This window comes from Saccharopolyspora rectivirgula DSM 43747 (assembly GCF_000497205.1).
Classification (GTDB): Bacteria; Actinomycetota; Actinomycetes; order Mycobacteriales; family Pseudonocardiaceae; genus Saccharopolyspora; species Saccharopolyspora rectivirgula.
This window is the reverse complement of the sequence record NZ_AYJW01000002.1, coordinates 110,737-123,895: the sequence shown is the minus strand read 5'-3', so window position 1 is coordinate 123,895 and position 13,159 is coordinate 110,737. Positions and strand designations below refer to the sequence as shown.

Annotated in this window: 10 protein-coding genes and 1 riboswitch; of the genes, 3 read left to right on the top strand and 7 right to left on the bottom strand. The window is 69.1% G+C overall.

Annotated features, from left to right (window positions below; translation table 11 throughout):
* The 3 genes from SREC43747_RS0101310 to SREC43747_RS0101300 form a co-directional block, all read right to left on the bottom strand.
* Positions 1-1,008 (bottom strand): WXG100-like domain-containing protein (locus SREC43747_RS0101310; protein WP_236622959.1); only part of this gene is annotated, 1,008 nt, incomplete at its 3' end.
* Positions 995-1,312 carry a type VII secretion target gene (locus SREC43747_RS0101305; protein ID WP_029719349.1) on the bottom strand — a complete coding sequence of 106 codons (318 nt, stop codon included), beginning with the start codon at positions 1,310-1,312 and terminating at the stop codon, positions 995-997. The genes SREC43747_RS0101310 and SREC43747_RS0101305, both read right to left, overlap by 14 nt.
* Complete coding sequence (locus tag SREC43747_RS0101300) at positions 1,309-1,758, bottom strand: YbaB/EbfC family nucleoid-associated protein (RefSeq protein WP_029719348.1); 450 nt, start codon at positions 1,756-1,758, stop codon at positions 1,309-1,311. Before SREC43747_RS0101300 ends, SREC43747_RS0101305 begins: the two co-directional genes overlap by 4 nt.
* Before the next feature lie 184 nt (positions 1,759-1,942).
* Here SREC43747_RS0101300 and SREC43747_RS0101295 point away from each other — a divergent pair, with 184 nt between their 5' ends.
* Complete coding sequence (locus SREC43747_RS0101295; protein WP_029719347.1) at positions 1,943-3,475, top strand: cobyric acid synthase; 1,533 nt, start codon at positions 1,943-1,945, stop codon at positions 3,473-3,475.
* A gap of 5 nt (positions 3,476-3,480) precedes the next feature.
* Here SREC43747_RS0101295 and SREC43747_RS0101290 read toward each other — a convergent pair whose 3' ends face one another.
* Positions 3,481-4,185 (bottom strand): FadR/GntR family transcriptional regulator, encoded by a 705-nt coding sequence (locus tag SREC43747_RS0101290; protein ID WP_051387516.1) that lies wholly within the window; start codon positions 4,183-4,185, stop codon positions 3,481-3,483.
* 49 nt (positions 4,186-4,234) lie between these two features.
* Here SREC43747_RS0101290 and SREC43747_RS0101285 point away from each other — a divergent pair, with 49 nt between their 5' ends.
* A complete protein-coding gene (locus tag SREC43747_RS0101285; RefSeq protein WP_029719345.1) occupies positions 4,235-5,524 on the top strand; it encodes a CynX/NimT family MFS transporter in 1,290 nt (429 codons plus the stop codon).
* A gap of 4 nt (positions 5,525-5,528) precedes the next feature.
* On the opposite strand, the gene SREC43747_RS0101280 is transcribed toward SREC43747_RS0101285, so the two are convergent.
* The 3 genes from SREC43747_RS0101280 to SREC43747_RS0101270 all read right to left on the bottom strand — a co-directional run bounded on the left by SREC43747_RS0101280 (position 5,529) and on the right by SREC43747_RS0101270 (position 8,682).
* A complete protein-coding gene (locus SREC43747_RS0101280) occupies positions 5,529-6,926 on the bottom strand; it encodes a mycothione reductase (protein WP_029719344.1) in 1,398 nt (465 codons plus the stop codon).
* Positions 6,835-8,010, bottom strand: coding sequence for a VanZ family protein (locus tag SREC43747_RS21655; protein ID WP_236622963.1), 1,176 nt, complete (start codon positions 8,008-8,010; stop codon positions 6,835-6,837). Before SREC43747_RS21655 ends, SREC43747_RS0101280 begins: the two co-directional genes overlap by 92 nt.
* A 126-nt stretch (positions 8,011-8,136) precedes the next feature.
* Complete coding sequence (locus SREC43747_RS0101270; protein WP_029719342.1) at positions 8,137-8,682, bottom strand: YbhB/YbcL family Raf kinase inhibitor-like protein; 546 nt, start codon at positions 8,680-8,682, stop codon at positions 8,137-8,139.
* Positions 8,683-9,028: 346 nt separating this feature from the next.
* Positions 9,029-9,152, top strand: a riboswitch (cobalamin riboswitch).
* A 46-nt stretch (positions 9,153-9,198) separates the two neighbouring features.
* Here SREC43747_RS0101270 and cobN point away from each other — a divergent pair.
* Positions 9,199-12,885, top strand: coding sequence for a cobaltochelatase subunit CobN (gene cobN / locus SREC43747_RS0101265; RefSeq protein ID WP_037331124.1), 3,687 nt, complete (start codon positions 9,199-9,201; stop codon positions 12,883-12,885).
* Positions 12,886-13,159: the final 274 nt, after the last annotated feature.

Below are 13,159 nucleotides of genomic sequence, written 5' to 3'. Positions count from 1 at the left end.
GTTGGTTTGATTTGTTTTGGTCTCGGTGGGTGTGTCGGTGGTGGCGTTGTCGTTGGTTTGATTTGTTTTCGGCGGAGCGTTAGTGGCTGCGTTGTCCACCGATTGAGTTTTGCTGTGAGGGGATTTCGAGGCGAGCTCCTCGATGTTGCGGCTGTTGAGCGTCGGTTGCTGCCGCAGTTTCACCATGTGGGCCGCGGGCGGGTTGGCCAATCCGTTGAAGAACTCGTCAACTTTGGTGCGCAGGGACTTGCCGGCGGAACCGAACTTGTCCAGCACTTTGGAGAGGTTCTTCAACGCACTGGAGAGTTTGTTCATCCACTCCGATATCTTGTCGGCCCACTTGAGGGCGATCCGGACCGCGTCGGCGACCAATCCGCCGGCCGCGATCCCCGCGGTGGCCGCCGCTGCCAGACCCCACTTGAGAACTGCGCCGATGATTTCGCCCACCGCCATGGCGATCATGTCGCGGACGATGCCGCGCACCGCGCCGACCACGACACCGGCTCCTGTGACGGCTGCTTTCACCCCGTCGCAGGCTTGTCCGACGGTGTCGATGTGCTCGCTCGTATTGTTGCCCAGGTTGCGGTAGACCTCTGCGCTAACGCCTTCCCAGTCTGTGGTGTTCTGGGCAGCTTTCCTGTAGTCCTGCGCGGTGGCTTTCACCTCTTTGCCGATGTTCTCCCAGGTGCTCGCCATGCCGTTGATGGCGTCCGGATTGCCCATCAGCATGTCGAAGGGTGTGCGCAGGAAGCTGACGTTCTCGATCAGCCAGCCCACACCCCAGCCAGCGAGAGTGGAGAGAGGGTCCGCGGCCAAGCCGACCATGTCGATTCCGGCGCCGAGCGCGCTCAATCCTGCCGTGTCCCAGTCGCCGTTCTGGATGGCCTTCACCGTGCCGATGACGTTCTCCACGCCACCGGCGCCGGTGGCCGGGTTCGAAGTCCCCTTGGCTTCGGATTCCTTGCTGGATTCGTCGGCGGTGACTACGAGATCGTCATGCGAAGTCAACGTCCACTCCCTTGATGATGGCGCTGCTCTCCCCATCGGTGGCCTCGTAGTCGGCCGCGGTTTCGTCCAGTGCTTTCTTGATGGTTTCCAGGCTCTTTTCTTCGGACTGGATCATCGATTTCACCACATGCGCCAGAGCAATGGCCTCCATTGCTATGAATTGTCCGAAAATTCCGAACGCGTTGCTGTCCATGGTGGTTTGCGCGGCGCTGTGCGCGGTTCTGAGCCTACTGGCGAATTCTTGTACCTCGCTGCTGTGCTTTTTGATCACCGGGACGTCAGCGCGGAAACCGTCGTCGCTCACCGCAGGAAGCTCCTCTCGGTTCCGTCGTCGTAGTCGTCATCTTCGTCGTCGGAATCGTTTTCGCGGATGGTTGTGGGAGGTTCGTCTTCGTCTGTTCCGTCTCCCGCGTAACCATGTGGTAAATTGCTCTTCACGAATTCGAGAGCGGATCCTTCGCCGACGAACTCCTGCATGATGCTGACCATTTGACCGGCGGCTTCTCGCTGTGCTTGTCGCACGGTTTCCATGATGGATGCTGCTAGTCGCTCCGGTTGCGGATGTCGAAAGCCGTGACCAAAAGAAATGTCTTCGAGAACGCCGCTGCTGTTGACGCGGACAGTGATTTGGCCGTCTCGAGAAGTAGCGGTGGCGCCGACTTCGGCGAGCTTCGCTTGAGCCTGGTCAACGTCTTCCTTCAACTGCTGGAGTTTTGAGTTGTATTGCGCGATTAGATCATCCGGGTGCATGGCTTGGTGCCCCCAGCGGTGAGAAAGCTGAATATTGAAACAAATTCAGTATTATCGCTCTTTGCCCTGTAGATCATTACTGATATGAGGTGAAATGCCCTTGCTCCTGCGGTGCTCCGCAGGGCGCGGTTCGGCGGTGGGCCGGTTGATCGGCGCCCGAAGCGGTTGCGATAGGAACGAGGGCGTGAACGCACTGCTGGTCGCCGGAACGACGTCCGATGCCGGGAAGAGCGTGGTCGCCGCTGGGATCTGCCGGTGGTTGGCCCGGCAAGGGGCGAAGGTCGCACCGTTCAAGGCCCAGAACATGTCGAACAACTCGGTGGTGACGCTGGACGGCGGCGAGATCGGCCGGGCGCAGGCGGTGCAGGCGGCGGCGTGCGGGATCGAGCCGTCGGTGCGGTTCAACCCGGTCCTGCTCAAACCCGGCAGCGACCGCTCTTCCCAGGTGGTGCTGCTCGGCAAAGCGGTCGGCGAGGTGACTGCGCTGTCCTACCGGGAGCGCAAGAGGACGCTCTTCGCGGCCGTCACCGACACCTTGCAGCAGCTGCGCAGCGAGTACGACTACGTGATCTGCGAGGGAGCCGGCTCACCGGCGGAGATCAACCTGCGCGCCACGGACATCGCCAACATGGGGCTGGCGCGCGCGGCTGAACTGCCGGTCGTGGTGGTCGGGGACATAGATCGAGGCGGGGTTTTCGCCCAGCTGTACGGCACCCTGGCCTTGCTGGACCCGGCTGACCAGGCGCTCGTCAGCGGATTCGTGGTCAACAAGTTCCGCGGTGACCCGGCGCTGCTGGAGCCGGGTTTGGAGCAGCTGAGCTCCTTGACCGCCCGCCCGGTTTACGGCGTGCTGCCGTGGGAAGAGCAGCTGTGGCTCGACGCCGAGGACTCGCTGTCCTATGTGACCGACGGGGTGGTGGGGAAGCCGGCCCCGCCCCGCGGCGACCAGTGGCTGCGGGTCGCCGTGATCCGGTTGCCGCGGATCTCGAACGCCACCGACGTGGAGGCGTTGGCGGCCGAACCCGGTGTCGCGGTCCGGTTCGTCACCGAGCCCTCGCGACTGGCCGACGCCGACCTGGTGGTGCTGCCCGGGTCGAAGTCGACGGTGGCGGACCTGCACTGGCTGCGGGAAACCGGACTGGCCGGTGCGGTGCTGGCGCACGCGCGCCAAGGGCTCCCGGTGGTCGGTGTCTGCGGGGGTTTCCAGATGCTGGCGCGGCGCATCGTCGACGAGGTGGAGTCCGGTCGGGGCAGCGTCGACGGGTTGGGGCTGCTGGACCTGGAGATCTCCTTCGCCGCGGACAAGGTGCTCGCCCGTCCCGAGGGCGTGGCGTTCGGAGAAGTCGTGCGGGGCTACGAGATCCACCACGGGATCGCGAACAAGCGGGGTGACGTCGCCCCCCTGATCGAGCTGTCGGACGGGGAAGGCGAAGGCGGTGTCGCCGGCTCGGTGGTCGGCACGCACTGGCACGGGCTGTTCGAGAACGACGCGTTCCGCCGCCGGTTCCTGCGGTGGGCGGCGAAGGCCGCTGGGCGGGACGGTTTCGCGCCCGCCGACGACACGGTGTTCGCCGAGGTGCGCGCCCGTCAGCTGGACCTGCTCGGCGACCTGGTGGAGCGGTGCCTGGACACCGAGGCGTTGCAGCGGTTGCTGGACGACGGACCGCCGGCGCTACCGGTGGTCCCGCCGGCCGGGGAACCCGTGTTCGGCGGCTGAGCCGGTCACTCGTCGCCGCGGTCCGAGGTGCCGGAGCGCGGCTCGAGCTGGTCCAGCAGCTCGTTCAGGAAGCACGTCGCCTCGGCCACCGCCCGTTCGGTGTCCTTGTCCCGGATCGCGGCCAGCAGCCCGGTGTGCGACATGCGCTCGTCCACCAGCTGGGCCAGGGTGAAGGTGGTGGCCACGCTGGAGAGCACCGATTCGCTGATCGCCTCGTACAGCTCGGTCAGCACCGGGTTGTGGGAGGCGGCGACCAACCTGCGGTGGAAGGCCGCGTCCTCGCTGATCACCGCTTCGCCGTCGCCGCGGTCGATGGCGGCTTCGCGGGCCTGCATGAGGGTTTCGAGTTCGCGCAGGTCTTCTTCGGTGCGGGCCAGGGAGGCCAGGCGTGCCGCCTCCACTTCCAGCGCGCGGCGGACTTCCAGCACCTGGCGCAGTTCGGTGCCGCACAACCGGCGCACGGCGCCGGACAGCTCGTTGCGGGCGCGCACGAAGGTGCCGTCGCCCTGCCGGACTTCCAGCAGTCCGGCGTGGGACAGCGCCCGGACGGCTTCGCGCACGGTGTTGCGGCCCACGCCGAGCGCGGAGACGAGCTCGGACTCCGGCGGGATCTTGCTGCCGACCGGCCACTCCCCGGAGGCGACCAGGCCCCGGATCTGAGTGATGACCTGGTCGACCAGCCCGGTTTTCTTGGCTGTTACCAAGGGCACAGGAAAGGTCCTTTCATGGAAACATCCTACCTTTGACATACTGGAAACGATGTCCGTCGACCACCGTTTCCAGCACGTCTCCAGTCATGCGCAGGCCCAGCATGCCACTGCCAGCAGGCCTGCCACACCACCGGCTGGTGGCGCACCACCGAGCTCGCAGCCGGCTGCAGCGGCAGCCGGTGGGCTCCTGCTGGCCGGTGTCGCGCTGGCCGCGGCGAACATGCGGCCCGCCATCACCAGCCTGGGCTCGGTGCTGGGTGAGGTGCGCGACTCGTTGGGCGCCACCAACACCTGGGCCAGCGTGATCACCGCGGTGCCGACCGTGTGCTTCGGGCTGGCCGGCATCCTGGCGCCGGTGCTGTCCAAGCGGTGGGGCAGCAACCGGGTCGTCGGTGCCGCGCTGGCGGTGCTGACCGTCGCCATGGTCCTGCGGGTCGTCGACGGACCGTTCGCGGTGCTGGCCGGCACGGTGGTGGTGGCGGCGGCGATCGCCATGTGCAACGTGCTCATCCCCGTGGTGGTCAAGGAAGCCTTCCCCCACCGGGTGGGGCAGGCCACCGCCCTCTACACCACCGCCATGGCCTGCGGCGGCACCGCGGGGTCCACGTTCACGCCCTGGCTGGAGAACGCGTTGGGCGGCTGGCGGCTCGCCCTGGCCACCTGGGCCGTGCTCGCCCTGGCGGCCTGCTGCGTGTGGCTTCCGGCCGCCAGGCGGCAGGGCGGCCCGGCGCCGGCCGCGGCGTCGTCCCAGCCGGCTTCCTCCGGCGGTGTGCGCGTCCTGTTGAAGAACCCGCTCGCCTGGGCGGTCACCGTGTACTTCGCGATGCAGTCGCTGGTGGCCTACGTGGTCATGGGCTGGCTGCCGGAGGTGTTCAAATCCGCCGGCATGGACGCCACCACGGCGGGCGCGCTGCTGGGCGTCACCTTGCTGGTGGGCATCCCGATCAGCATGGTGCTGCCGCAACTGGTGACCAGGACCCGCAGCCAATCCGGCTGGGCCGTCGGGTTGGCGCTGACCGCCATCGTGGCGGTGCTCGGCCTGCTGCTCGCCCCTGGCAGCATGCCGTGGGTGTGGGCGGTGGTGCTCGGCGTCGGCATGAGCGCCTTCCCGCTGGCGTTGGTGCTGATCTCAGAGCGGACCAGCAATGCCGCCGACACCAGCCGGTTGTCGGCGATGGCCCAGAGCATCGGCTACCTGATCGCTTCGCTCGGCCCGTTCCTGTTCGGCGTGCTGCACGAGCTCACCGGGAACTGGTCGGCGTCCTTGGCCACCATCCTGGTCGTGCTGACGATCCAGGGGCTGACCGGGATCGTGGCCGGGTCCGACCGCACCGTGTGAGCGGTCACCGGAGCGGCAGGTTGAGCAGCGCGTTCTCGATCAGTTCCGGCATCGCCGGGTGGATCCAGTACTGGCCGCGCGCCATCCGCCGGGCGTCCAACCCGAACTGCATGGCCTGCACCAGCGGCTGCAGCAGCGTCGGGGCCTGCGGGCCGATGATGTGCGCGCCGAGCAGCTGCCCGGAGTTCGGGTCGGCCAGCAGCTTGGCGAACCCGGTGGTGTCCTCCATCGCCCAGCCGTAGGCGATGCCGGCGTAGTCCTGGGTGGCGGTGACGTGCTCCACCCCCTGCTCCCGGGCCTGCTGCTCGGTCAGCCCCACCGCGGCGATCTGCGGCGAGGAGAACACCGCGTGCGGCACGAACCGGTGGTCGGACTCCTGCAGCTGCTCCGGGTGCAGCAGGTTGTGCTGCACCACCCGGGTCTCGTGGTTGGCGACGTGCTTGAGCTCGTACTCCGAACTGATGTCGCCCAGCGCCCACACCCCGGGCACCGAGGTGCGCTGGTGGGCGTCCACCTTGATCTTCCCGGCGTCGGTCAGCTCCAGACCGCCGGCGGCGGCGTCGAGCAGGTCGGTGTTGGGCACCCGGCCGGTGGCCACCAGCAGCACCTCGCCGGAAACCGTCTCCGGCCCCTGCGGGCCGTCCAGGTGGAGGTGGATGGTCTCGCCGTGCTGCTCGACCCCCAGCTGCTTGCGCTCCAGCAGCACGTTGCTGCGCTCGGCGGCCAGCTCGGTGAACCGGCGGGAGATGTCGTGGTCCTCCTGCCGCAGCAGCCGGTCCGAGCGCGCGACCAGGGTGACCTCGACGCCGAGGGACGAGAAGATGTGCATGAACTCGGCACCGATGAACCCGCCGCCGACGATGATCATCCGGCGCGGGAGCTCCTCGAGCCGCATCACGGTGTCGCTGGTGTGGTAGGTGACGTCGTCCAACCCCGGGATGTCCGGGATCCTGGGGCGTCCTCCGGCCGCCACCACGATCTGGTCGGCGGTGATCTCCTCGGGGCCGTCCGCGGTCTCCACGGTGAGCTGCTTGACACCGGTGAACCGGGCCAGCCCGGTGTAGAGGGTGACGTTCGGGTTCTCCTCGGCCCGGTAGCGGCGGCCGCTCTCGGAGATGGTGTCGATCCGGCCGAAGATGCGGTCCCTGATGTCCGGCCACCGGACCTGCTGCAGCTCCAGGTCGACCCCCAACCCGGCGCCGGCGGCGGGAGCGCTGGCGACGTCGGCGGTGTGCACGAACATCTTCGTCGGTATGCAGCCGACGTTCAGGCAGGTGCCGCCGTAGGAGTCGGTCGGGCCGATCCCCTTGTCAACGATTGCCACGTCCCAGTCGGAGAACCGGTCGTCGAGGATCGAGTTCCCGGAACCGGAGCCGACGATGATCAGGTCGAAGTGCCGCACTGGTCCATCCTGTCCTAACTCGGGTGGCTATGGGAGCCCGGTCGGGGATGCGGGCGTCGATCAATGTCAACCCCGTGAGCAGGCCGCTGATTCCGCGCTGATCACGGGTGTTCCTCACACCCCACGCGTGGGCGGCGCACCACAGCAGGCCGGTCAGCAGCGGCAACCAGGGCACCGCGACCGAGCTGGCCAGGGATTGCACCGCTCCGAGGCCGCCGAGCCCGACCAGCCAGCGCCCGGTGGTCTGGACCCGGCGCGGCTCGGTCCCGTCGGCGCGCACGGGGCGCAGCAGGACCGCCCGCTGCCCGAGCGTGGCCCCGGTGGGCAGCGCAGCGGCCAGCAGCAGGAGCGCGGGGAGCAGCCATCTGGCGGCGGAGCGCGCCCCGGCCGGGAGCGGTCCGGACGCCAGGTGCGCACCCGTGGCCAGGAAGTCGCCGAGCCAGCAGAGGAGCAGCAGGTCGCAGGCCATCCCGGCCAGGCGGCGCGGCCGGGTCACCGGTCTGGGCAGCTGCGGTGGCCGGTCGACCGGGGCGGGCCGGGGCAGCAGGGGCCCGAGCACCCCGCCGATCAGCGCTCCGGTGGTGTTGGCCACGAGGTCGTCGACGTCGAACAACCGGTACGGGCACGGGTAGGCGAACCACAGCCCGGTCAGTTGGGTGAGCTCCACCAGCGCGGAAACGGCGAATCCGGCTGCCGCGAGCACCGGCGGCCGCAGCCGGAACGCGCTCCGCAGCAGCATGCCCAGCGGGAGGAACAGCAGGACGTTGAGCGCGAACTGCTGGTTCGGTTCTCGCGCCAGCCCGGCCAGCAGCTGCCGGCCGGACACCGGCAGGTCGAGCCCGGCGAGGCCGCCCAGCGGCACCAGTTGCGGCTGGTCGCGGCAGACGATCTCGGAGGACCGGTCGGGCAGCGGGCCGAAGGCGTAGTTGGCCAGCGCGCAAGCGTAGAGCAGCGCCAGGAAGCGGTGGGCGAGCCGTCCGGCGTCCGGGCTGCCCCGGAGGCGGTATTGGCGGGTCAGCACCAGCGGCAGCAGCAGTGCGGCGAGCACCACCGCGCTGGCGGCGGCGGAAACAGCGGGCAGCACCCGGTCCAATTCCTCTCCTGGCGGTCACGGGACGGAAGTCGCTGCCCGAGGAGAGGGCCGGGTGCTGCCCGCGGATTCGAGCTCGAGCCGGTTCTCCGCCTCGAATCACCCGTTGCAGTGATTCGATCAGTGCTGGTAGGTCGGGGCGAGGACGGCCCGGGCCAGGGTGTGGAACGCCAGGTTGAAGCTGACCACGGCCGGGCTGGCGTTCTCGTCCACGCCGAGCTTCTCGACGTCGACCGCGTGCACGGCGAAGTAGTAGCGGTGCGGGCGGTCCCCGGGCGGCGGAGCCGCACCGCCGTAGGCGCGCTCACCCATGTCGTTGGCGACGTGGAACGCGCCGGCCGGGAGACCGCTGCCGTTGCGGTTGCCCGCGTCGGTCGGCAGTTCGGTCACGGTGGCGGGCACGTCGACGAGCACCCAGTGCCAGAAGCCGCCCGGGATGGGGGCGTCCGGGTCGAAGCAGGTGACCACGAAGCTCTTGGTGTTCTCCGGGAAGCCTTCCCAGCGCAGGTGCGGCGAGAGGTTCTTGCCGTTGGCCCCCATCCCGTCGTACGCGTGGTCCTGGCTCATCGGCTGTTCGTGGGCCACGTCGTCCGAGGTGACGGTGAACGAGGGAACCTGGGGGAGCAGCGAGTACGGATCCGGGTCCACCGGACGTTCCAGGCTCATTTGAGCATCCTCCTCTTCTGCGAGGTCTCGAGGTGAACGATCACCTGCTCCCCAGCCTAGAGGTCGGGGCCAGCGGGCATCGCCTCGAATGCGCCTGGCGTGTTGCACGCGTGTGCGACTCCTCGGCCGGTCGCTGGGGGTTTGGTGCCGGCTCCGGCGGTGCTGCGGGCAGCGGGGCTGCGCAGCCGAACGACCAGTCCACAATGGATTAGCGGCGGCCGCCGGCGTCGACTCCGAGGAGGTCGCGCGGGACGTCGTGATCGACACCATAGAGATTTGCCGCCGTTGCCCGCACAATGACCAGCTGGCACTAGCTAGGAACAGGATCAGACCACGGCGGTGCAGCGAGGAACCCGGTGCGAATCCGGGGCGGTCGCGCCACTGTGACCGGGGAGCGGTCCCTCAAGTCGCCACTGCCCTCGCGGGTGGGAAGGCGAGGTGACCGCGTCGATCCGGGAGCCAGGAGACTCCTCCCGCCGTCCCCTACCGGGGCGCGCACCCCGAGAGAGGAATGCCGTGACTGAACACGCCGGCTCGCACTCCGGTGCCCGTGTCCTGCTGCTCTCCACCGCGGACACCGACCTCCTGGCGGCCAAGGCCTCCGGAGCGGACTACCGCGTCGCCAACCCCTCCCGAACGGATCCCGAAGAGCTGCCCGACCTGTTGGCCGGGATCGACGTCGCGGTGGTCCGGCTGCTGGGCGGGCGCCGGGCCTGGGAAGAAGGCCTGGACGCCGTGCTGGCCTCCGGGATCCCAGTGATCGCCCTGGGCGGCGAGGCGGCGCCGGACGCGGAGCTGATGAGCCTGTCCACCGTGCCCGCCGGGGTCAGCACGCAAGCCCTGGCCTACCTGGTGGAAGGCGGCCCGGAGAACCTGCGCGAGCTGGCCCGGTTCCTCTCCGACGCCGTGCTGCTGACCGGGGAGGGCTTCCAACCGCCCAAGAAGATGCCCGAGTTCGGGGTGCACGGCGACCGGTCTCGCGAGGCCGGTCGACCCACGGTGGGCATCGTCTTCTACCGAGCGCACGCGCTGTCCGGCAACACCGGGTTCGTCGACGTCCTCGCCGATCAGGTCGAGCGCGCTGGCGCGAACGCCCTCCCGGTGTTCTGCGGTTCGCTGCGCGGGCTCAGCGACATGGACGGCCTGCGGGAGCTGCTGTCCGACTGCGACGTGCTCATCGCGACGGTGCTGGCCGCCGGCGGGTCGGTCGCGGCGAGCGCCAGTGCCGGCGGTGACGAGGACTCCTGGGACGCCGGTGCGCTGGCCGCCTTGGACATCCCGGTGCTGCAGGGGTTGTGCCTGACCACCACCCGCGCCACCTGGAGCGGGAGCGACGCCGCGCTGTCCCCGATGGACGCTGCCATGCAGGTGGCGGTCCCGGAGTTCGACGGCCGGTTGATCAGCGTTCCGTTCTCCTTCAAGGAGAGCGGCGAAGACGGAATTCCGCGCTACGTGGCCGATCCGGAGCGGGCGCGGCGCGTGGCCGGCACCGCGACGGCCCTGGCCAGGCTCCGGCGGGTGGCGAACCGGGACAAGCGGTTGGCGATCGTGCTCTCCTCCTACCCGACGAAGCACTCCCGGGTGGGCAACGCGGTCGGGCTGGACACCCCGGCGTCCGCGGTGGTCCTGCTGCGCGCCCTGGCCGAAGCCGGGTACGACCTCGGCGGACTCGATCTGTCCGAATTGGATGGAGACGGGCTCGTCCACCGGCTGATCGAAGCGGGTGGCCACGACGTGGAGTGGCTGACCGAGGAGCAGATGGAGCAGGCCGCCATCCGGGTCCCGGCCAGCCGGTACCGGGAGTGGTTCGACGCGCTTCCGCAGGGCCTGCGGGAGGCCATGACCGAGCACTGGGGCGACCCGCCCGGCGAGCTCTACGTCGACGGCGAAGGCGCGATCTACGTCGCCGCGCTGCGGTTCGGCAACGTGGTGCTGCTCATCCAACCGCCCCGGGGCTTCGGCGAGAACCCGATCGCCATCTACCACGACCCGGATCTGCCGCCCTCGCACCAGTACCTGGCCGCGTACCGCTGGCTGGACGAGGAGTTCGGCGCGCACGCCGTGGTGCACCTGGGCAAGCACGGCACCCTGGAGTGGCTCCCGGGCAAGGGACTGGGCATGGCGGCAGACTGCGCACCGGACGCCGTGCTCGGCGACCTGCCGCTGGTCTACCCGTTCATCGTCAACGACCCGGGGGAGGGCACCCAGGCCAAGCGCCGCGGCCACGCGGTCGTCATCGACCACATGATCCCGCCCATGGCGCGCGCGGACAGCTACGGCGAGATCGCCAAGCTGGAGCAGCTGCTGGACGAGTACGCCATGGTCTCCGAGCTGGACCCGGACAAGAAACCCGCGCTGCAGAACCAGATCTGGGACCTGGTCACCAGCGCTGAGCTGCACCGCGACCTGCACCAGGAGGAACAGCCGGACGACGAGTCGTTCGACGACTTCGTCATGCACATCGACGGCTACCTCTGCGAGATCAAGGACGTGCAGATCCGGGACGGGCTGCACGTCCTGGGCCGCGCCCCGGAGGGCGAGGAGCTGGTCAACGACGTGCTCGCGGTGCTGCGGGCCCGGCAGATGTTCGGCGGCAAGGTCGGGGCCCTGCCCGGGCTGCGCTCCGCGCTGGCCGCGCACTTCGGGCTGGACGAGCAGGCGCTGCTCGCCGATCCGGGGGCGAAGGTGGACGTGCCGGAGGCGCTGCGCGGTCTGGTCGACGGCCCGGCGGCCACGGCCTCGGACGCGGTCGACCTGCTGGAGGAACTGGCCCGCCGGCTGGTCACCGAGCTGGCCCGCGCGCAGTGGCGGGCCGACCAGGTCGACCAGGTGGTGTCCGGGGTGCTGGCAGAACCGGTCCGGCAGGTCGCCGAGGTGCTCCGGTTCGCCTGCGCCGAAGTGGTGCCCCGGCTGCTGGGCACCACCCAGGAGGTCGCCAATCTGCTGCACGCGCTGGACGGCGGTTTCGTGCCGGCCGGCCCGTCCGGCTCCCCGACCCGCGGGCTGGTGTCCGTGCTGCCCACCGGGCGCAACTTCTACTCGGTGGACCCGAAGGCCATCCCGTCCCGCAACGCGTTCGACGTCGGTTCGGCGCTGGCCGAGTCGCTGATCGCCCGGCACCGGCAGGACACCGGGGAGTACCCGAAGTCGGTGGGCTTGACCGTGTGGGGCACCTCGGCCATGCGCACCCAGGGCGACGACATCGGGGAAGTCCTGTGGCTGATGGGGTGCCGCCCGGTCTGGGACGACGCCTCCCGCCGCGTCACCGGCTTCGACGTCGTGCCCCTGGAGGAGCTCGGCCGACCGCGCATCGACGTGGTGGTGCGGATCTCCGGGTTCTTCCGGGACGCCTTCCCGCACGTGGTCTCCCTGGTGGACGAGGCGGTGCGGACGGTCGCCGAGCTGGACGAGCCGGACGACTGGAACTACCTGGCCGCGCACTACCGCGCCGACGTGGGGGAGCACGGGGACGCCCGGCGCGCTTCGGCCCGCATCTTCGGCTCGAAACCGGGCGCTTACGGTGCCGGGTTGCTGCCGCTGATCGACGCGCGCAACTGGCGCAGCGACGAGGACCTGGCGGAGGTGTACGCGACCTGGGGCGGCTACGCCTACGGCAAGGGGCTGGACGGTTGCCCGGCCCGCGGCGACATGGAGGCCGCGTTCCGGCGCATCCAGGTGGCGGCCAAGAACGTCGACACCCGGGAGCACGACATCGCCGATTCCGACGACTACTTCCAGTACCACGGCGGCATGGTCGCCATGGTGCGGGCGCTCTCCGGGCGCAACCCGGCCGCCTACGTGGGGGACTCGGCCGTGCCGCACGCCGTGCGCACCCGGAGCCTCGCGGAGGAGACCAAGCGGGTCTTCCGCGCGCGCGTGGTCAATCCGAAGTGGATTTCGGCGATGCAGCGCCACGGGTACAAAGGTGCGTTCGAACTCGCCGCCACGGTGGATTACCTGTTCGGTTTCGACGCCACGGCCGGGGTCGTCGACGACTGGATGTACCAGAAGCTCGCCGACTCCTACGTGTTCGACGAACAGGTGCAGCAGTTCCTGCGGCAGTCGAACCCCTGGGCGCTGCGCGGGATGACGGAACGGTTGTTGGAAGCCGCCGAACGCGGGTTGTGGGAGGAGCCGGACGAGACCGTTCTCGACCAGCTGCGCGCGGTCTACCTCGACCTGGAGGGTGAGCTCGAAGGTTGAAGCCAGCGGAATTTCGACCGGCAGGGCTAATTTTCCGGAGTGGTGCCGGTTGCTTTCCGCTGCGGTGCCGCGAAAAACCGTGGTCAAATGCGAAAACCCTGCTGTGGCAAGAAGAATCTTGACCGCTGGATTTGGGTCGTACGGGTGGTTTTGCCGCGGACCTGTAACCTGTTCGGGCTCGCCTGGCGGGAGGGGCTGTATCTGAAGTCGCGCTGTGATCCTCTCTGTCATGGACACTTTGTCGGACCGGAGGAGGGCCGGTCATGGGGGACCG